Origin of the sequence: uncultured Psychrobacter sp. (assembly GCF_947488565.1) — a bacterium.
Classification (GTDB): Bacteria; Pseudomonadota; Gammaproteobacteria; order Pseudomonadales; family Moraxellaceae; genus Psychrobacter; species Psychrobacter saeujeotis.
This window is the reverse complement of sequence record NZ_CANKZC010000003.1, coordinates 192,540-213,547: the sequence shown is the minus strand read 5'-3', so window position 1 is coordinate 213,547 and position 21,008 is coordinate 192,540. Positions and strand designations below refer to the sequence as shown.

Below are 21,008 nucleotides of genomic sequence, written 5' to 3'. Positions count from 1 at the left end.
GCATGGTTTGATTTTGCATGGCTTGGTTTTTTGACCTTGTCAAAGCTTGATTGTTGTTTTAGACTAGCCGCATTAGACCACCGTGGGCAACTCTTGATGTTTTAAGCCAATGGTTCTAAGCGCTCCTTTGTCATCGACTTCCTTAATAACCAACGACCATTCATTATTTATCGTGACCGTATCACCCGACACCGGAGCCGTATCCAAGCTTTCTTTTACATACTCAGCCACAGTCTGCTGCCACATATTTATTGACGGGTCGTCAGCTTTAGACTTGAGCTTATCTGCGAGCGTTTCGGACGCCATAATGCCAGTAAAAAACGGTAAATCTCCGAGCTTTACACTGGGTGATAACAACCAATCTCCGTAGAAATCATCGATGGCTTTACGGTCTAACGTCGTGTCGTTAAAAATCTTGGCAATCTTACTGGCATGGTTGCCCCTCATGGCGTACCAGACGCTATCACCAAATTTGAGCTTGGTATTTTCATCGACAATGACGATTTGTTGTCCACGTACTAACGCGAAAATACTAATCTCATCAGGACTCACCCGGTTAGAGATGCCTTTAGGATGACGACCGATAGCAAACGCCCCTGATTGCACCTCGAACTCGTATAAAGTGATACTTGCCTTGTCCGACACCCAAACTTCGTGCTCCTCTTTTGGGTCTTTATTCGTTGGAATACGCACCTTAAATAAATTCGCCATCATAGGAATAGTCGTTCCTTGTAAAATCAACGATAAGACCACCACCCCAAACGCAATATCGAACAACATAAAGGCGCCCTCTATCCCTGCCATGACCGGCAAAATGGCAAGAGTAATAGGGACAGCACCGCGCAAACCAACCCAGGAGATAAAACCAATCTCCCTGTCTTTGAACTTAAAAGGCTTCACACTGGTATAGACGGCGATAGGACGGGCAACCAAAATCATAAAGGCGGCGATTGCCACTGAATAATGCCAAACGTTGATAACGTTAGACGGTGTGACTAACAGACCTAAAACGACGAAAAGCACTGCTTGCGACAACCATGCAAAGCTATCCATCACTCGCATGACATGCTCAGTTGAGCGCACTTTATGGTTGCCGATGAGCACACCAGTGAGGTAAACAGCCAAAAAGCCACTACCGCCAATTAAATTGGTAGCCGCAAAGACTGACAAGCCAGCAGATAGTATCAAAATTGCATACATACCCTCTGCTAAATAAACCTTGGGTAATAGCCTAGAGAGTAGATAACCAAAGAGTAAACCCATCCCCAAGCCAAAGCTTAATTGCTGTAATAGTAAGCCTAAAAATCCGAATACCGTCTGTCCAGCAGGATCTACATTGAGAGCGATTAAGCCTGTAACCAATAAGATAGCCAAAGGGTCGTTGGCACCGGACTCCAATTCGAGCGTGGCTTGTACGCGATCATTGAGCTTGACGCCGCCATTTCGTAATAGAGAGAACACCGCTGCCGCATCGGTTGAACCAACGATTGCTGCCATCAGCAAACCAAAGCGCCAATCCACATCAAGCAGCCAAGTGACAAAGACCCCTAGCACCATGACGGTCGCCAGTACGCCCCAAGTCGCTAGCGTGACCGCAGGCTTGAGTCCGACTCGAAATGATTTAAACGAGGTACGTAAACCGCCGTCTAACAAGATACAAGCTAAGGCTGCCTGCCCGACGAAGTTAGCAATATTATATTGTGAAAACTCAATCCCTAAGATACCTTGCTCGCCTGCCAACATGCCTACTGCTAAAAACAACAGTAACAATGGAACGCCCAAGCGCGCCGATAACGTACTTGCCATGATACTGGCAAAAATTAACAATGCCCCCACTAGGTATAGGATATTTAAGGTATCCATCTTTGTAAGCCCTATTTTTAATAATTATTATGATGGTGTTGGTTATAAAGATTGAGCTGGTTATATTCATTGATAGTACTATAAATAACTATAACAGATATGGCTTGGCGAAGTTAAAAACGTAACATGGACAAGCTATTAATAACGACCTATTAACGACAGAGCCAAGTGTTATTAATAGCTATACTATATAGTCAATTCGCTATAAAAACGATACAGCGAGACTGGTATAAGTTTTTTGCAGCCTCTGTCAGCGTAGACACAGCAAGCAATAAAAATTTATACCAGTTACGCATCACGTCACAACGTGTCGATTTTATTTGGTATCGACTATATGTCAATTTTCAAGCAATAAATCCGTACAATAAAAAAAGCCATTCCATTGTATAAATGAAACGGCTTGTTTTGTTATGAGGCTGAATGAAGTATTAACTCTATGGGCTTGGTAACATATTTAAATACGATTTACGGTAAGAAAATTGAAATATGCGCTTGCTCTTTGTTTTCTTGAATCACATTGTCATACGCTGATAGCTGGTTGTCAGAAAAACTATTAGTAAATTGCCACATGGTTACAAATATTACAGTCAATAATACCGCCATGACCGCGAGAATAATCCATAGCGGTGTTTCGCTAGTGAGAGTATGCTTAATCTGATCCGGAATCGCCCAAAACGGTGAGAATTCGTTCTTATTGCCGCGAAGATGCTCAATTTCATCGCCTAAACGTGAGATTAGATAGCGAATCTTTTCCGGTGCTTCAAGGCGGTACTTGCCCTGAAAACCAAGCAGCATTGCATAGTGATAGACTTCTAAAGCAGGTAAACGCTTATCCCCTTGCTCACGTAAGCCATCTAAACGTTCAAAGAATTCGTTGCCAGCGATTTGTGAGCCAAATAAATCCAGTTGCAAAGGGTTCATCTCCCACGCGTCTTTTAGCGTTTGAAATTCTGGCTCCTGCGAGGTCATGATGGTTTCATCAATCAGCGCACAGTAAGCGTACTTAGCTTCATGAATATCTTCTGATAAAAAGCCTTTTTTGCGCGCATTTATCTCAAATTTATCTAGGAAGTCGTATATCTTTTGACGAAACTTATGTGGTTCGGTACTAAAGTAGTGGTTGCGTAGTAAGAACACTAAATAAAAGCCGTCATACATGATATCAACCAGCGATTGGCTGCTGATGCGTTTATCAAGACCGATTGCTGAGACTTTTGATGCCACCTCACCTGAATCTAACAATGAGGGCGCAGAACCAATTGAATTATTCCCTGACATGATCGTTCCTACTGCTTAATTTTTGAAAATACTGGTTTTGGAGATATTAATTAACGACAGCAATCAATTAACGTGTATACACAAGTAGCGATTTATAACGCTGCTCGATAGTAGCTTCTAAAATCCACTACTGTACGATAGCCATTAGCTCTATTTTTAAATCATCAAAACCGTTTGGCACATAGATACAGATAGATTCAGACTTTATCATCTCATCATACAGCTCACCTACAGGCTCAATGGTAAAGTAACTAAATCCTGGCCGCACAGGTATCGCACTAGGTACTTGAGTCACATGCGAGACAGGTGAACCGGGCAGCGCTGATAAGACACGCTTCTCTACCGAATCAGGGGTCGCGACCTTAAAGCGGCGTGGTACGATATCGATTAATTCATGCATCGGCAGTGAGGAGCTAATAGACAGATATAGCTGTGAGCTGCGTGTGATTTTGTCGCCACTCAGCTCCCCTGTATAGTAAGACGATTTATTTTGACGCAATGGGATTGAGATGAAGTTACTCGCAATCACGGTATTGAGTAACTCACGAATGATTGAGATGATGCTATTAAACGACTCATTAGCATTGTCATGATGATAAGATGGCAGATCGCCTACTTTGTATAATGAGCTAAAAGTGGCCAATTGACTGGCCACATTTAATAGTGCCTCGTAAAGGCGCTCTGGATGTATTTTAGCATTGTTATATAAGTGACTTAGCTGAGAGTATGCAGTATTGAGTGTATGTAATAGCCAAAAAGATGCAATGTCTGATGAGCGAAATTCTAGTAAATCATTATTAGACTGACGATGATGATCATATAATGAAGTCGATTTGGTATTGATCATGGTCATCAAACGATAAACTTGGCCAACGAGCGCAGGGTTACTCTTAATATGAACGCTAGGGACGATATAATCTTCGTCCACTTGGTAGATGCCTTGGGTTGTGCGCACCAGTTTGGTAACTAACAACGATAGGGTATCTTGACTGGGCGCTTGCGCAGAATGACTCAGTTGCAGGCTCGGTGACAATTTAATAACATCAATGACTGCTTCAGCTGCCTGACTATATAAATCTTTTGCTTCAATAGCTCCCCTGACATAGCGTGCTGGATTATCACTATGCTCTGTCTGTATATTACTGCCACCATTATGGACAATCTCTAAACTTAAAAATACAAAGACCTCATCACCATGATCTTGACTATCTAGCGTAACACCTTTGGGCAATGCATCTATACGAGGTGCCTGATATATTGTGCCATCTAGCAATACAGCGTAAATACTTTGAAAGCTTAACAAGTTACTCTCTAAAAGCTGTTTATCTATCTGAACATCGGATACTCCGTAAGCATACGGCTGCATCAGCATCATACTCAGGGCGCGCTGTGAGTTATGATATGTGTCTTGAATCTGAAAATGCTGAGGTCTTAAAAACAGCCCCTCACCCCATAGTACTCTGTTTTTACTCAAGACAATCTCCTACAAACAGCTGACTAATGGCTGCTGATAATATTTAAGTTTGGTCGTAAATGCAGGCGCAAGCTTTGGGCTGATACCCTCTACGATATTGACGTCACATGCACCTATATGAAGCACCAGTGGCTTATCAAAATTGAGACTATTAAGCGGAATAAGGAGCTGTGAGCGTTTTTTGGTGTATCTAAGTCCCACTTTAACCGCCATAAAGCGTGCATCTTGAGGAATATTTAAAGTCAGACTGGTCTCACGATTGGGGATGACACTGACTTCTTTCGCAGCCAGTTTTTCAACTTCGGTGAACTGACTTTCTTCTTCTAAAAATGCAACATAAGCGATACTCGCAGTACCTTGTTTGGCACGTCCTGCATTGGCATTGGCCATAGGTTTGATATTTAGTGTAACCTGCTGCCGTCTTAGTTGCTCTTGCAAAGCCTGCTGCTCGGTATTCATGTTTTCGATCTGCTGTTGCTGCTTTTCTAACTGAGCTTTTAGATTTTGCAGATCGTCATTGTCACTGTTTTTGCCATTACTGATGATGCTTTTTATATTATCAGCAATAGTAGATTCGCCCGCCAGCGTAGAGACTTTGCTATTTGTTTTGCTTAATTTATCAGCGCTACATCCTGCTAGCGTTCCGCTTAACAGACAACCAGCTGTCATCAATCCTATGGATAATATCTTACATCTGTTCATATTTTCAATTTACCTTGAAATACTATAGTTATTATTGACTGGTCAAAATCTCTGCCATTTTTGGGCGACCAAGCACCCCTTTTTTGCGCAGCTCAACATGCCCAAGATCCATCATTCGCCAGTCTCCTCCCCACACAAGTCCAGCTGACTTGGCCACTTTACCATATAATCTATAGCCTCGCATCGCCCAAGGATCCTTTTCAGTAATGACAATCTTACCGTTTTTAATAAACGCGCTATCCCCTGCAAGACCAAACTGATGATAACTTTTATAAGAGCCCGCTTTGGTTACGTGTGTGCCTTTTTTAAGCAATCTTGCTTGCCTTGCAGGACTACGATAGCCTTCTAAAAGCACCATATCATAGCCATACTGATCGCTCATTACCTTATAAACAGTTAACAGCCGTTGAACAAATTCTGAGTTCATCTTTTTCCAATTGCGGTCAGCATTTTTGATGTTGATATGACCATTGTGCAGATGCGAAGCCAAGATGTCTCCTGAGTAGCCAGTCGTACTATCTTGAGCATTTAGAGTGGACAAATCTGGCTCAGGTAATATGAGCGGCCTTCCGGCTTGAGAAAAATCCGTTTTTTCATCGGGCCAATAACCTTTCTCAGTCTGTGCGGCTTGATAGCTTGCAATTTCAGCTTCAAGTTCAGCAAATAGCTCTTCTGGTGGCGATGGCGGTGGTCGCAGACGCTCACCTACAAGTAGCTGGTTAATTTGTGAATTAGCTGTGCTGTACGTAGCATCTTTGGCATGGTAAACCTCAAGAGAGTTATGCGTGATAAGGGCATAACATAGGCCAATAGTCGCCGCAATAATTAACAGTGACAGTGTAGATATGATTGGGATGCGCTTTATATTGATAGGTAATATAAAACGATGAGTACCCTTTATAGTAGAGCGGGAAAACGTTACTGGTAGCCGCCTTGATAAGAAACTTGTTTTTAAACCAGATAACTGCTGGACATTGTTTTTTACCTTATCAAATATCTGCGTACACAGTTGTGGATCAAAAAGTACCACAACAACAACAACTGATATCAGTGTAAAGACAGAAACGATTAAGTACATCATAAAAATACAAACAGTCGTTGGTAATCATTATTTTATAGATAGTATATAGACAAATGAAGTGCTTTAAAATAAGCAAACTTAATTTCACTATTACTTTTTATGTTTATATTGTCTTTACTCCTCATACCGTATTTTTAAAAGGAAAAACACTCAATTTAGAGAATCATACTGTATAAACTGTTGGTCTAAAAAGTCCTATGAGCTAAAAATTACTTATTTTTAGTCGAACAATAAAAGGGAATATTATATTATTGACTGAGTTAGAATTACAAAGTAGCAGTAAAAATTTTGATTATTTCATAAAACTTAAGAAAAAAAGTCGGTAAATAGGGGTAAAAAGAGTGGTAGTGAACAAACTAATATCTTATGCCCGCTATTTTTTAGTGTTGCTCGTGATCATTTATGTCATATTGGCTTGGATGTACTTCAAAGACCATGCCGTACAGCTTACTTTATTTGGTTTATTGCTTTGGTTTGTCATTGTCCCGCTATTACTGCTTGCCTTGGTGCTAGCGCTTCGATGGAGACAAAAAAAAGTAGCAAGCAGTACTGCCGATGTATCAGATATCAGTAGTGAGAAAAAAAGTCCCAAACCGCCGGATTCTTATAATTTGTTTATATACAGCAGCATTTGTCTGCCTGAAGGAGATAACTGGTCTGATGTAGTTGATAACGATGAGGATCTTACTTTACTAAATGAGAAGCTGACAGACTTTGATGGATTGCCAATACTGACAAAACCGATTGCAACGCTTACCGATGTCGCACCTTTACCATACGAGTATATGGAGGCTACAAACCTAGCGGATTCAGATGTAAACGGCTTAACTGAGCGTTTATGTTCATTGATTTATGAACAGCTCTCTTTAAGTGATAAGGCGTTGTCTAGCATTGCTCAACATCTTTACGAGCACTCCAATCAAGACGTTTCTGAGCCCAATTCAGCCATCGATATTCATCCTGATTGGCAGCAGCATTACCTCGTTAGTGCAGACAAAACAAACAATGCAGAACCCACCGTCACTCCTACTGATAGCTCACTCTCTAAATTTTCCATTTATCTGTGCGTGCCTGAAGGCGCAGACACAGATCTACTCATCGCAGCCACAAAAGAGCAGCTGGCAACTTATGGTTTTTTAGAATCTCTAATGATTGTTACCCCTATTATCACTAGTGATACCGATCCAAAAAGCGATGTCACTTACGACCCTATACAGTTTATCAATGAGCAGCTGATACCCTTGTCTCAATCGACGGCATCTGAGCTTTGTTTATTGATCATTGCAGACACACAGATTAATGAGGAATGGCTAGAGCTACAGCTATACTCAAATGATAGCTCTAACACTCTTCCTAGCGAAGCTGCAGTACTCCTTATCTTTGGCAATCAAGCAGCTCAAGACATACTCGACAGCGATACCTATGCCAATGTCTCATTAACTCAGATCTTTGCTCCTGATAGCCAAGATATAAGCGCACAAAGTACTGATATAAACGACCCCAGTAAATCAGATAAACATTTCAATAAACGTAGTTATAGACATCAATTAATGATGATCAATGACCTACTACTGGACAGCTCTTTTTTACAGTCATTGACTTCTGAGAGGTCTTCCACTCAGAACAAACCTAATGACATAGAACCCAAAACTAATGTCTCACCTTCCAATATTACGCTTACATCTATAACTGACATTAATCCACAAAAACAACCTGATGATATATCAGTATATATGAGCTTTATTGATGCACTGACAGAGCAAGATATACTAGTAAACGAGTACCATTTAGGGCATTATATGCCATTGAACCACTGGTTAAAGCCATTTATCAGTCTGTCACTATTTGTTAGCTTAATAAAAGAAGACCAACAAGAGTCAGATTACCTACTTCTTAAAACTCGACATAAAAAATGTTCTACACTCTGGTCAGCAGATTTTTCTTAGACGTTTTAGTGATAGCTTTTGATAGAAAATTGACACTTTATCGTTGTAAATACTCATTTTATTGTCTTAAAACCACATTAGGTAGCACGCATGTTTTCAAGGTTTTTTCATCTTATCTATAATCCAAGAGTGTTGTTGGTCTTGGGTATCATAGTGGCTCTAGTCTTGTTGTACGACTATGTGACAATCAAAACCTTTAGCATCGTTATTGGTGTCTTAATAACATGTGCAGTGCTAGGAGTGCTTGGCTACTATCTGTGGAAAAAGCGCAAAAAAGCTTCAAACGAATTAGCCGACTTGGTTGAAGACAACAATGAAAGTCTAGATGATGGCGCACACGTAGCAAGAGATGAGAATGCACAAGAAGTGCAAGCCCTACGTCAACAAATGCAAGACGCTATTAAGACCATCCGTAAGTCAAAGATTGGTGATCAAACCGGTAAGGCGGCGTTATATGAGCTACCGTGGTATATGGTTATTGGTAATCCAGCAGCAGGTAAAAGCTCCGCTGTACTGCATTCTGGTTTAAAGTTTCCATTTATGGAAAAAACCAATAAGCTATCGGTAAAAGGGGTTGGCGGTACGCGTAATTGCGATTGGTTTTTTTCAACCGAAGGTATTTTACTTGATACCGCAGGCCGCTACTCTGTCTACGAAGAAGATCGCTTGGAGTGGCTGTCATTCTTAAACCTGCTCAAAAAGAACCGACCTAAAGCGCCAATTAACGGCATCATTATCGCGGTCAGTATCGCCGAACTTACCAAAAATGATCCAAGTTATGCCTTAGACCTGGCCAAAAACTTACGCAGCCGTGTCCAAGATTTGACCGAACAGTTAGAAGTCTATGCCCCTGTCTACGTAGTCTTTACCAAGATGGACTTGGTCTCAGGCTTTCGTGACTTTTTTAATGACTATGAGCAAGAAGAGCGCAGTCAAGTATGGGGCGCAACCATCCCCTACCCTGAGGATCCCGAAAATATCAACATTACTGATGTGTTCGAAGAGCATTTTGGTGTATTGGTCAACGGTCTAAAAGACTTGAGTACGACTAAGCTGTCTTTACGTCATCAGCGCACTGTCTCTCCCAGTCTGATGACTTTTCCTATGGAGTTTCAGTCGCTACGTCCGATGATACGAACCCTTATGCATGCTTTGTTTGAGGACAACCCTTTTCAATTTAAGCCCATATTGCGCGGATTTTATTTTACTAGCGCCTTACAAGATGGACAGGTTAGCAGTCAGATGACTTTGCAGATGGTGCAAAATTACGACTTGCATCCACCCGCTCTCCCTCTCAGCGCTCAGCAAGGAACCACCGATAAGCCCTATTTTTTGCAGGATTTATTTTCTAAAGTCATCCTAAAAGACAAGCATTTGGTCAAGCAACACAAAAATCGTAATAAACGCAGTCATCGTGCTATTGCTACCTTGGCCGCTGTGGTGGCTCTGTGTGCGGCTGTTGGACTATGGACATGGTCATATACCAATAATAAGCAATTAACTGAACGCGTAGTAGCCGACTTACAACAAGTTGCCGAGCTACAAAAAAATTCTGATGGTGATCTGCAGTCTCAGCTTGAGTCGCTTAGCATTTTACAAAGCCGGATAGAGCAGCTTGAGGGCTATAAAGAAGATAAGCCACTATCTTTGAGCCTTGGTCTCTATCAAGGCGATAAGCTCAAACAAAAACTACTCGCAGAATACTACAACGGTATCCGTATCATCCTCTTAGCACCCACCAAACAAAATATAGAAAAGTTCCTGACAGAAGTGAATACTAACGCAGCCCAGTTAGAATTACGTACAGAGGAATCTGCAACTGAAAGTACAACTGAGACTGCGACTAATGACGCTTATATTCAGTCCGATCCTACCGACGTTGAAGATGCTTACAACGCGCTAAAAGCTTATCTTATGCTTGGCAATCACGATAATTTAGAGACCAGCCATTTAAGTGATCAAATGACGCGTTTTTGGCGTAACTGGCTCGATGCCAATCGAGCTGATATGCCACGTGACAAAATGATTCGTAAGGCTGAGCGTATCTTAAGCTTTACCTTAGCACATGTCGACGACCCCGCTTTCCCGCTCATCCAAAATGACTTAGGACTGATAGATAAAACTCGCAGCAACCTATCTAAAGTCAGTAAAGGCCAGCCTGCACGTGAGCGTGTCTACTCTGAAATCAAAATGCGCTCATCTGCTCGCTTCCCTTCTGTCACGGTTGCACAGATCACTCAAAATGATGCCAATGAAGCACTACTTGGTAGCTATGTGATCTCAGGCACCTTTACCAAGCAAGCATGGGAGTCTTTCGTTAGTGATGAGATTGATAAAGCTGCCACTACTAGAGTGGTCGCAGATGATTGGGTGCTGGCAACCAGTAGCCAAGATGATCTTACGTTGACTGGTAGCCCTGAACAAATACGACAATATTTAGTCAATCGTTATAAGCAAGAATATATCGCTGAATGGAAACGCTTTATATCGCAAGTTTACGTTCGTGATAGCGAGGGATTTGATGATCATGCTGTCTTATTAAACCAGCTGTCTAACGCAAAAGAATCACCATTAAAAACACTATTTGAGACAATTGATCGTCAAACTCAATGGGACAACCAAGCTACTAACCTCGGCTCTGCTAATGTTGGTCAGTCTCGACGCTCCTTTGTAAATTGGTTTAAGCAAACCATACTGCGCCAAAGTCCAGCTGAGCTGCGTATGGCAGAAGCGGCAATGAACAACGGTAGTAGCTCTAGTGACACAAATTCTGCTCCGCAAGCCAATTTAGGTGTGATCGCACAAGAATTCTCCTCTATTCATGCTTTAGTCATGCCAAGAGAGGACAATCAAGATCTATCGCTGTTAGACAATTACCTAGTAAGCTTAGGAAATATTAGAACACGCTTTAATAATATAGCGCGTAGTGACGATATCGGTCCTGATGCCCTATTGTTTGCTTCACAGACCCTAAGTCCTGACGGCTCAGAGCTGACCAAGTCTCTACAGATCTTGGATGAGCAGATACTGAGTCAAGCCAATTCAGAAATAAAACAGCTGGTTCGACCCTTGTTAAGTGAGCCGCTAACGCGCTCATTCAATATGCTGCTGACACCTACTAAGGCTGAGATTAATAAAGTCTGGCAAGCGCAAGTACAGAGGCCGTTCCTCGATAATTTAGAGAAAAAATATCCATTTACTGCCAATGCTAATTTAGAGGCGACACCAGCAGAGATTGGGCAATTCTTTGGGGAAGATGGCTATGTGGCGAGATTCGTGAACGAGACTTTATCGCCCTTTATCATTCGTCGCGGTGATCAAATCTCAAGTAAGATTTGGAATGGTGCAGGTTTAGGTTTGAACCCACAGTTCGTCGCTGATTTTGGTCGTTATTTTGTCAACTATACTGGTAGCAATAGCTCAGGCCCGTCTAGTACAGCTGGTGCTGCTTCCAATCAAACAACGTTCCAGATTATGCCATTACCAGTGAGCGGCTTGACAGAGTATACAATCGTAGTCGACGGTCAGCAGCTGCGTTATCGTATGGGCACACAAGCATGGACGACTTTTGTATGGCCAAACCCGAGTAGCCAGCCTGGCGCTAGCATTAGAGCCAAAGACTATGATGGCAGAGACTTTACTGTCTTTGAGGAAGCCGGAAGCTTTGGGGTAGAGCGCCTCATTAATAGCGCACGCCGGACCGAGCTTGGCGATGATATCTTCGAGATGGCATGGTCAGGTGATGGCACAACGATTTCTGTCCGCTTTAGAGTTATCAGTGGCAATAGTAACAATGCTGCTCAAGGTCGCTCCAATAATCCATTTACTGGCATGAAACTACCTGCCGATGTAATCGCCCTTGGTGTTACGCGTAGTGCAAAGCCAATTGCTAATCCTAACGCTGACAATAACAGCTCTTCTGCTCATAATTTAGCAGATCAAAGCAATGAACAAGGTAATGCAACTACGAATAACACTTCTGCACCCTCTGAGCAGCAGGAGCAAACGCGATGATGCCCGAATCACTACCTTTAGTTTATTTTGGCAAGCTGCCTGCTCGCGGAGACTTCGTGCGTGCACGCGCTCATATCAATGAAACCAACATTATTGATCAGTGGGTTAGCCAAGCTCTGACTACTTCAGGCTCCCTATTGAACGAGTCATCAAAGGGTGATGTACCCTCCAAAGAGCCTCCCTTTTTAAACTTCAGTCACATCGATACTGCTGCAAACCAAATCATTACTGGAGTGCTGATACCCAGTCATGATAGTAGTCATAGAAAGTATCCTCTTATCGGCTTTGGCGTTATCCATTTGGATAAACCTAAAAGCTGGACGAACTACCTTCCTATCAAATCGCTTACTATTTGGGATGATATTTATGCAACATTAATTGCAGCAAAGGCTCAAAACGATAGCACACAAGTGACTGACAATTTAAACGACTGTCTACTGACTATCGATAACAACGCCAGCACCCACTACTATGATTTTATTAATACCATGACTCTACAAGACATTTCGGTATTCATGGATATCAGCAAACAGCAACTGGTACAGCAGATTATCGCGACAGGCTTGTTGTTTTTGCCTACTTTTGCTAAAGGCTTCCGTGGTCTCAACAAATCTATATGCTGGACACTAACGTCTGATAAAGCCAGCGCTATACATATGGCGACTTTTTGGCATGACTTGATAAGTGGCTTCTACCAGCCACATCAAATCTGTCTCAACACTTATTTATATCGCACCGCTAATCATTATCGTTTGTTACTGAACTTCACTAAACCTGACGGACGTGTACTGAGCCAACTAACAAGTAGCGGAGATACAAAATCTGATGACTGGGTTTGGATCGCTAATAGTGACTGGACACAAGGTTATATCAATGAAGATATCGGTCTGACCCGCTTTAATAAAATGTTGTTGCAAGACAATCTTTACCTGTATGATACCAGACAACTGTTTAAAAAAACCTTCCTAGCGCAATAGTTATTAATGACTAATTTTAAGATTATTTTATTCAATAACCGTTTAATAACATCTAGACTAAAAAGGTATTTCAATGAAAGCCCTCTACACAACAACAATACCTAAGCTAACTCATCGCAAAAAAGGTCTGATATTAGCTGCTGCTATGACGCTTCCTATGAGTGCTGTTGTCTTTGCAGAACACAACGATACCCATATTGCAAACGGCTCTCAAGAGGTACCGGTCGTCATTAAAGGTGTCGTCGCTACCAGTTCAGATAAGCAGCAGCTACTTGAAAAGCTTAAAGCCCAATACCCTAATAAACCAGTCAGAGATGAGATTGAAGTACGCTCAAACATCAGTATACCAACCAACTGGCAGCAAATAGCCACAACCATTATCGATAGCGATATCTCCAATATTCGTCAAGGTCGTATCGACATTCATGGCACTACCATTAGTTTACATGGCAAAGTGAACAGTATTGAGCAAAAGCAGGCGATCCAAAACCGTATTCACACCCGTTTGACTGATCTTTATCAATTAGAAAATCAACTAGTCGTCACCGCCAGCGAACAACGTCTCATAGATGACACTCTCGGCAACCGTATCGTCGAGTTTGAATCAGGCAGCGCCAACCTCACCCCATTAGGTCTCGGTATCTTAGACGACATGGCAGGGGTGATCCAAAGCCTAGGCGATAAGCCCGTTACGATTACTGGTCATACTGACAATGTGGGTAACCCTACTGCCAACCTAGCCCTATCCAATGAGCGAGCAGAAGCAGTTAAGCAGTACCTGATAGGCCGTAATATAGATGCTGCTCGTCTAAGTACTACAGGCAAAGGTGACGCTGACCCTATCGCTAGTAATGACACCGAAGATGGACGCCGACGTAATCGTCGTATTGAATTTACGCTTGGCGAATAACACCGCTGTCTATGATGACAACGATAAATAAGCATTCAAGTTGATACTGCCGTCGCTTAACAATAGGGATATTCATTATGCTACGCTTGACCAATACCTTAATGCCTATGACTGCTGACAGACTCTATGCCAGTGAAGGTAGCAGCCAAGCTCTCCATCCAAGTGCTCGGCAAAATACTGACACTCATCAAACATGGCAACAGACCCTACTTAATGCCCCTGATGAAGCCGCCATCATCGCCCAGCTTAACCCAAATATTCCGAGTAGATCCTCTTCGTCAGAGCAGCACCAGCATGGCATCGACACCTACGTGCTACATGTCTATATCCATGAGCTCAATCACCCCTCTTTTATGCCACTGACCCCTTTGATTGGTAGCCCTTTAACCCTCAGCTTTGATACCCCAAGTGGACTTGTCTATCGTCATCTATATATCACTGCAACGCGACAATTAGATCATGATGGTAGCTATGGCTACTATAGACTCATCGCACAGCCGGTCACTTATCGCTTGCATCAGCATCTACGCAGCCAGATAGATACTGACCTATCAGTACAAGCCATGGTAGCAGAACGCGTCGCCATGCAAGAGATAGACGTGGTCGATGACAGTGGCACTGATGGCAGTAGTGAAGAAAACGCCAGTTGGACCCCAGCGCGCATGACCCAGTGGCAAAGCAGTGACTGGAGTCATATCTGTGAGCGCCTCTCAAGACAAGGACTCACCGCTTACCTCAGGCATGCACAAACCGAGGAGCATGCACCGCCCAAGCTTATCATCACCTCAGCCTATCCTAGTGATGAGGATAGTATCAGCTCGAACATAGGCGCCCTACGCTTCGGTCAAGTCTTGCATGACCGTGTCGACGCTCCTATCCTAGCTCTTAGTGAGCAGATCAGTAGCCAACCAAACACGATTACAATGCAGCGCTTTAATAGCGCCAGTGTCGCCCATCCGACTCAGTCAGCGGATGTAGCTGTTGGTCAAAGTGATAACGAAGAAAGTAATCAAGGAGGACAAAACGCCCTAACCTTAGACACTCCAGCCGCCTTTGCTCCTGTGACAAATACTGAGTCTATCGATGACGCTACTATCATGGCAAATAGTCACCATAGCCGTTATAGCATCTACCATGCGCTCGCTCACTGCACTGATTTAAATGTTACAGATACCTTTACCCTAGTGGGTCATAGCCATCTTAATCAGCATTACCGTGCCACTCATATCGTGCATTTAGCACGCAATAGCCTCGCTCATGTAACAGGGTTGATCAATAGTCGTCGTCATTACGAGCGTCATGCCTCAAGTCTAGAAGCAGGTATTCATTTAACCCAGCTCAGACTAATCACCACCGACACCCCTTGGGTAGGTGCGCTATACAGCAGACAAGCACTCCCGCCAATGACGGGGATCGCAGATAGCCAGTCTGATACGGACAGTCGCAATCATATGACGCCGACACGCAACTATTTATTAGATAGCCCTGCTCAATCTATCAATCGATTAGAAGCCCAAGCAGGAAGCAATTATGGCAGCCACTTTACCCATAGAGCAGATGATCAAACTCTGATGCAAGCTATCGGTGATAGTGAGCATCTGATTAATACCGGTAGCCTGTTGTCATCAAGTCGCCCTAGTCTATTTGAGACTGTCGATGAGCAAGCAATCGAGAGCGGCTATCGCAACACGGATAATGGTTTATCCGAATGGATCAGCGATCATAGAGAGGACAACGCCTACTCGCAGTTTAATGTCGATGCAGGAGACGTTGTTGCCAGTCTTAAAATGGGTATTATCGATTCACAAAGTGATAGCACGATAAAGAAACAAGGCATTAGCGCCAAAACCAATGCGCAAATCAATATCAAATCAGGGGAAGCGCTGGTGCTGTCAACCCAGCCACAAACCCATGCGCAGGCAGGACAGCACAATTACCAACATCATACTCCAAGTCTCACTCAAACGAGTCTCGGTGTTCAGCACTTGGCGGAGCGACTCAAGCAGTTGGCAACAGGCTTAGGTCGTAATGTGAACGACAATAAAGCCATCAAGACGCAGCTAGAAAATATTGCCAAAGAACAACAAACCCAAACCCATCAAACCACGCCGTTCACTCTGATTGATAGTACCGCCGATAGCAGCTATGTGAGCGATGACACGCTAATTCATAGAACCATGGGTGAGATGATTACTACCACTCAGCAAGACATGATGATCAGTAGTGGCGAGTCTCATAATCAAATCAGCAGCGAGTCACTCAATATAGTCGCCGATGGTCAATTTAGCATGACTAACGCGAAAGAGAATATTACCCTCTCTGTGCATACAGGCAAACTGGAAGCGACGGCTAAGCAAGATGTGAACATCGCCTCCTCCACCAAAGAAGTAGAGGTAGTGGCGACGAACAAGGTGACGATAACGGCAGGCGGTGCGAGTATCACCCTTGATGGTGCTGATATTACGATAGCAGCGAAAGAGTTTGCGGAGAAAGGCGGTAAGCATGGTAAGGCTGGGGGCGCGGTTGATAGTAGTTATTTATCGCGATTACCCTTTGATAAGCTCGTTGAAAAAGAGTTCTTTGATGAGCAGGTGCAGTTTTTAAACACAGCAGGGACACCTATTAAAAATATTGATTATCGATTAATCGGTAAAAACTTAAATGTTGAAGCCAAAGTTGACGATGAAGGAAAAACCGTTAGAGCAGATACAAATACTGAATCAGAAACACTAGAAACTAAAATGATATTTAAGCCTATTGAAGGATTAAAAGACTTATAGCGAGTATAAAATGACAACGCTTAAATTCGATACTAATACGGTAAAAAATAGCTGTGCTACTAAGACAATGCCATGTACTTATACATGGTCAATAGCTCAATATCAATGCTTTGAGAAGTTAACAACAAATGCTGATAGAACGTCATCTACTATTCATTTGAGAGTGGTACAAGATGGAGAAGCAAGAGCCAGACGAATCGCTGCTGTATACGCTAAGTTCTATTTAGAACATAGTGATGTCAATGGTAATTCACGATACAAGGGACGTCATTTCTGGATGGGACTTGGTGCTTTTGCCAGTAAAACTGTAGCTGACGCGCTAGGTCATTGGTCTACTTCAGCAGATGGTGGAGTATTTGGTGTTGAGTATAATTTTAAGCTAGGTAACTTTTGGTTATATCAAGATATCGCTGGATGGCATTTTGAATACAATCAATGTAGTACTAACTTCTTTGAATGTATTGGACAACGTAATACTGAGAACTATATTGATGAAGTCAAAACGATGGTTTATGATTCGCATGGCGCCTATGATGTATTACCTAAAATACGTAATCTTGGTACAAGTCAGTATATCAGACCTGCTTTTAATGCGACTAAAGAATTTGAAAGGCTTGGCTCTACTAGAAAAGAACAAAGAAAAGAAGCACAGAAAACGAATCTTATGCAACTTGCCAATCATGAACAGCGCGAAGTACTACAAAAGATAATCTATCAAAAAAGTAATTTTAGAGCAGGATTGGCGTTGGCTGAAATTGGAAGAGGAAAAATGTCTATTCCTGAACTGCAAATGGTCTATACCTCTGAAGCAGATACTGATGATCCCGATTTAAAAAATATTGCTCCTGATGATATCAAACTGGCTGATATTACAAAAAGGATGGATTGGATTAAAGATGTTGCTGAACAATTTATTGAACTTATGAACGGTGAGAAAAGAGATAAGGTTGAAGGAGAAATAGTTAAAATAGCAGGATGGATTAACCAAACTTAGGGATAGCTATGTTTAAACGTCAACTTATCAAAACAGTATTACTAGCAATATCATTATCACTCTCCACACTTGCCTGTAGTGAGAACAATAAAGGAGATACTATGCCGCCTCATGCGACCGTTTCAGTAGAAGAGAGCCCTGAAGTCTTTAAAAAGAATAACAAAGATATTAAGCAGTATTGGAGTTTTGATGATAATCCGCTCAATATTGGTAGCTTAGGCGTTACTTTTTATAAACTACGTTTCCCTAGCAAAAACTATGCTAACGTTACTTTTACTTACCCTAATATTCCGCCGCTTACTGTTGACAATGTCAGTAGCACCTCAGGCTACTTCGATCACGATAAGCCAAAAAGAGGAATACAATCTACTGCTATCCGCTTTTTCATTGAAAATGCGCAAGGGAGCTATGGTGTTACACAAAAAGATGCCTATGCCGCTGTGCAAAAGTTATTTAAACAACTAGAAGAGCAAGGTTGGCAAAACGATCGCCGCGTTACTAATGCTCGTATCTCTGTTGAAGATAGTTATGATTATGTCACTAATGAAAATGTCTTGTCTAGCTTTCTTAACTATCAATACCCTCTGACCTTTGACCAGTTCAAGAAACTACCGAGCTTGCAAACATGGAAACTGCGACATGGTACTGATGTTTTTTTAACGGTTGACATACAATACAACTTTGAAGAAGAAATTAATAATTACGTCTATATGGTCAGCTTAGATTTTAGGTCTGAGCAGAGTTATATAAATAGTTATATCAGTTACGATAATCCAAACGATACTATGGAGTCACTTTTTACAGAGATTTATCCAGACTTACCATTAGGAAGACTACAATCAGAGACTGAAGCTATCGAGATAGGTCTAGACATTCAACAAGATCAGCCCGACTACACCCTACCCCTTGTGCTAGAAAAGACAGGTATCGACACTGGTAAGTTTGTCTCTATTGACCCTTATAAGATAACTTATGATGAGTTTATGAAGCGCTTTGATGCTGGCGAAGACATGACGCCTTATTATGAAAACCAGCCTACAACTAGACCTGAGATTACCAGTCAAGCTCGTGGACGATGCCTTGCCAATCAGCCTTGCCCTAAATCAGGTTACTGGTTTACTCCTGCCAAAAAAGACAGCCGAGCCTATTTTAAACAGGGCGACATCATGCCTGATTACCCAAACAATGATTGGGGGCAAGTAATTTGGCAGTTTGATGGTGAGATAGGATAGCTTTGATTAAGCCATCTTCGGGTGGTTTTTTAGTTTTAGTACTATCAACCCCTGCTCAAGCTCGAGAGCACGACTACCAGCAGCACACCCCGACCCTGACCCAAACCAGTCTCGGTGGTCAGCACTTGGCAGAGCGTCTTAACCCAGCTCGCAACAGGACTGGGACGCAACCCTAAAGATCATAAAGCCATCAAGACCCAGCTTGAAGCTATAAGCGAGGAACAACAAAGCAAGACCCATCAGCAAACACCCTACACGCTAGTCGATAGTGCCGCAGATATCAGCTACATAAGCCAAGACACTCTGATACATAGAACCATGGGTGAGATGCTAACGACCACGCAGACAGACAGGCATATCAGCAGTGGTGATAGTCATAGCCAGATCAGTAGTGAAGCGCTCAATGTCATCGCTGATGGTCAGGTGACTCTAACCAACGCCAAAGACAATATTACCGTCTCTGCCCATACAGGCAAATTAGAGGCCACTGCCAAGCAAGACATCCATATCGCCTCCTCACTCAAAGAGGTTGAGATCGTAGCAACCAATAAGATTACCCTGACAGCTGGGAATGCCAGTATCACACTGGATGGGGCTAATATCACGATTGCGGCAAATGAGTTTACGGAGAAAGGGGGTAAGCATTCGAGGGCGAAAGGGGGTGTTGATAGCAGTTATTTATCGCGCCTGCCTTTTGATAAGATCGTTGAAAAGGAGTTCTTTGATGAGCAGGTGCAGTTAGTTGACCCGATGGGTAATCCACTACCAAATATGAAATACCTATTAACGGGAAAGAATGTCAATATAAAGTCAGAATCAGATGTTGAAGGTAAAACGTCTCGTATCAATTCAGGGGATAAAGAAGACGAAATAAAAATGCAGTTAGTCTGGTCTACATTCAGTAATAGAAATAATAAGTAGGATAAATAAATGGTCATAAAAGTAAAGACTAAGACGAATACTACTGTAAATAGCTGTACGCCAGTGAGTTGTACTTGTGAAGAGTTATGGTCTGTTTCTCAACAGTTTTGCCTAAAACGTTTAAGTGAAGAAGTGTCAGCGAACTCTTACAATTTTGTAGACAGCTATAGTGTAAGAGCACGTCGAATTGCAGGTACTTATGCACGGTTTTATTTAGAAACCGAAGAACACGGTGATCCAAGTAAAAAAGGTCGCTTTTACTGGATGGCCCTTGGTGCATTTGCAAGCAAAACTGTAGCTTGTACGTTAGAGCATCCTACTGTTAGGTTAGGTCGTTTTCCTAACGATCTAATAGTAACGGCTTCAGACTGGTTTGGACAAGGTAATTTTTGGCTGTTCCAAGATATCGCAGGGTGGCACCATTACTATGGTAAGTTTGGGTCTGAAGTTTTTTTTAAATGTATGAATAAGCGTAATACTAATAACCTTGTACCACAAATGAAAACTGCAATAACTAACGCAGACTGGGCTAGCGACTCACTACCAAAAATTAACTATTTAAAAAGTAATGACTACTTAGTTAAAGGATTTAGCAAAGCTAAGGAGTTTGAGAACCTCCCCTCTAGTAACATTAAAAAATCAGAGAGACAAAAGGCTCAATATGAGAACTTGTTACAAATTGCTTATCATGAACAAGGTGAAATTTTGCAGCCTCTAATATACGAAAATTGGCGACACAAACGCGAAATTGATGCCATGGGTTAGTTTAGTCTAATCACCCCAGACGTTGTGCTTTATTTTTCAAATACTTGTAAGGTACCGCAAATTACGGTACA

The 21,008-nt window shown here is 42.3% G+C and carries 15 protein-coding genes; 10 read left to right on the top strand and 5 right to left on the bottom strand.

The window, feature by feature from the left end; genetic code table 11:
* Window positions 1-72: 72 nt before the first annotated feature.
* The 5 genes from Q0890_RS08025 to Q0890_RS08005 form a co-directional block, all read right to left on the bottom strand.
* A complete protein-coding gene (locus Q0890_RS08025; protein ID WP_299219330.1) occupies window positions 73-1,863 on the bottom strand; it encodes a potassium/proton antiporter in 1,791 nt (596 codons plus the stop codon).
* Window positions 1,864-2,328: 465 nt separating this feature from the next.
* Window positions 2,329-3,141 (bottom strand): type IVB secretion system protein IcmH/DotU, encoded by an 813-nt coding sequence (gene icmH / locus Q0890_RS08020; RefSeq protein WP_299219328.1) that lies wholly within the window; start codon window positions 3,139-3,141, stop codon window positions 2,329-2,331.
* Window positions 3,142-3,268: 127 nt separating this feature from the next.
* Window positions 3,269-4,615 carry a type VI secretion system baseplate subunit TssK gene (gene tssK, locus Q0890_RS08015; RefSeq protein ID WP_299219326.1) on the bottom strand — a complete coding sequence of 449 codons (1,347 nt, stop codon included), beginning with the start codon at window positions 4,613-4,615 and terminating at the stop codon, window positions 3,269-3,271.
* 9 nt (window positions 4,616-4,624) lie between these two features.
* Complete coding sequence (locus Q0890_RS08010) at window positions 4,625-5,284, bottom strand: hypothetical protein (protein WP_299219324.1); 660 nt, start codon at window positions 5,282-5,284, stop codon at window positions 4,625-4,627.
* Between the two features lie 64 nt (window positions 5,285-5,348).
* Entirely contained in the window at window positions 5,349-6,398 is a 1,050-nt protein-coding gene (locus Q0890_RS08005; RefSeq protein ID WP_299219323.1) for a M15 family metallopeptidase, read from the bottom strand.
* A gap of 347 nt (window positions 6,399-6,745) precedes the next feature.
* Between Q0890_RS08005 and Q0890_RS08000 the strand changes: the two genes are divergently transcribed.
* The 10 genes from Q0890_RS08000 (at window position 6,746) to Q0890_RS07955 (ending at window position 20,937) form a co-directional block, all read left to right on the top strand.
* On the top strand, window positions 6,746-8,344 hold the full coding sequence (locus Q0890_RS08000; RefSeq protein ID WP_299219321.1) for a hypothetical protein: 1,599 nt from the start codon (window positions 6,746-6,748) through the stop codon (window positions 8,342-8,344).
* A 90-nt stretch (window positions 8,345-8,434) separates the two neighbouring features.
* Window positions 8,435-12,358 (top strand): type VI secretion system membrane subunit TssM, encoded by a 3,924-nt coding sequence (gene tssM, locus Q0890_RS07995; RefSeq protein ID WP_299219319.1) that lies wholly within the window; start codon window positions 8,435-8,437, stop codon window positions 12,356-12,358.
* Window positions 12,355-13,335: a type VI secretion system-associated protein TagF gene (gene tagF / locus Q0890_RS07990; protein ID WP_299219317.1), complete on the top strand. Its 981-nt coding sequence runs from the start codon at window positions 12,355-12,357 to the stop codon at window positions 13,333-13,335. The genes tssM and tagF overlap by 4 nt, the downstream gene beginning before the upstream one ends.
* Before the next feature lie 73 nt (window positions 13,336-13,408).
* Window positions 13,409-14,245, top strand: coding sequence for an OmpA family protein (locus tag Q0890_RS07985; RefSeq protein WP_299219315.1), 837 nt, complete (start codon window positions 13,409-13,411; stop codon window positions 14,243-14,245).
* Window positions 14,246-14,322: 77 nt separating this feature from the next.
* Window positions 14,323-17,025 (top strand): DUF2345 domain-containing protein, encoded by a 2,703-nt coding sequence (locus Q0890_RS07980; RefSeq protein ID WP_299219313.1) that lies wholly within the window; start codon window positions 14,323-14,325, stop codon window positions 17,023-17,025.
* Window positions 17,026-17,035: 10 nt separating this feature from the next.
* On the top strand, window positions 17,036-18,019 hold the full coding sequence (locus Q0890_RS07975) for a hypothetical protein (RefSeq protein ID WP_299219311.1): 984 nt from the start codon (window positions 17,036-17,038) through the stop codon (window positions 18,017-18,019).
* 8 nt (window positions 18,020-18,027) lie between these two features.
* The gene (locus tag Q0890_RS07970; RefSeq protein ID WP_299219309.1) at window positions 18,028-19,251 is read left to right on the top strand and encodes a hypothetical protein; all 1,224 of its coding nucleotides are present in this window, start codon (window positions 18,028-18,030) and stop codon (window positions 19,249-19,251) included.
* 2 nt (window positions 19,252-19,253) lie between these two features.
* Window positions 19,254-19,427, top strand: coding sequence for a hypothetical protein (locus tag Q0890_RS07965; protein ID WP_299219307.1), 174 nt, complete (start codon window positions 19,254-19,256; stop codon window positions 19,425-19,427).
* Window positions 19,366-20,172: a DUF2345 domain-containing protein gene (locus Q0890_RS07960; RefSeq protein WP_299219306.1), complete on the top strand. Its 807-nt coding sequence runs from the start codon at window positions 19,366-19,368 to the stop codon at window positions 20,170-20,172. Before Q0890_RS07965 ends, Q0890_RS07960 begins: the two co-directional genes overlap by 62 nt.
* Window positions 20,173-20,181: 9 nt before the next feature.
* On the top strand, window positions 20,182-20,937 hold the full coding sequence (locus Q0890_RS07955; RefSeq protein WP_299219304.1) for a hypothetical protein: 756 nt from the start codon (window positions 20,182-20,184) through the stop codon (window positions 20,935-20,937).
* Window positions 20,938-21,008: the final 71 nt, after the last annotated feature.

Bases quoted from the DNA above. Each gene is read 5' to 3' on its own strand.
- Q0890_RS07975 (WP_299219311.1), top strand. From the start codon at position 17,036: ATGACAACGCTTAAATTCGATACTAATACGGTAAAAAATAGCTGTGCT.
- Q0890_RS08025 (WP_299219330.1), bottom strand. From the start codon at position 1,863: ATGGATACCTTAAATATCCTATACCTAGTGGGGGCATTGTTAATTTTT.
- Q0890_RS07985 (WP_299219315.1), top strand. From the start codon at position 13,409: ATGAAAGCCCTCTACACAACAACAATACCTAAGCTAACTCATCGCAAA.
- Q0890_RS08010 (WP_299219324.1), bottom strand. From the start codon at position 5,284: ATGACAGCTGGTTGTCTGTTAAGCGGAACGCTAGCAGGATGTAGCGCT.
- Q0890_RS07955 (WP_299219304.1), top strand. From the start codon at position 20,182: ATGGTCATAAAAGTAAAGACTAAGACGAATACTACTGTAAATAGCTGT.
- icmH (WP_299219328.1), bottom strand. From the start codon at position 3,141: ATGTCAGGGAATAATTCAATTGGTTCTGCGCCCTCATTGTTAGATTCA.
- tagF (WP_299219317.1), top strand. From the start codon at position 12,355: ATGATGCCCGAATCACTACCTTTAGTTTATTTTGGCAAGCTGCCTGCT.
- Q0890_RS07980 (WP_299219313.1), top strand. From the start codon at position 14,323: ATGCTACGCTTGACCAATACCTTAATGCCTATGACTGCTGACAGACTC.
- Q0890_RS08005 (WP_299219323.1), bottom strand. From the start codon at position 6,398: ATGATGTACTTAATCGTTTCTGTCTTTACACTGATATCAGTTGTTGTT.
- Q0890_RS07970 (WP_299219309.1), top strand. From the start codon at position 18,028: ATGTTTAAACGTCAACTTATCAAAACAGTATTACTAGCAATATCATTA.
- tssM (WP_299219319.1), top strand. From the start codon at position 8,435: ATGTTTTCAAGGTTTTTTCATCTTATCTATAATCCAAGAGTGTTGTTG.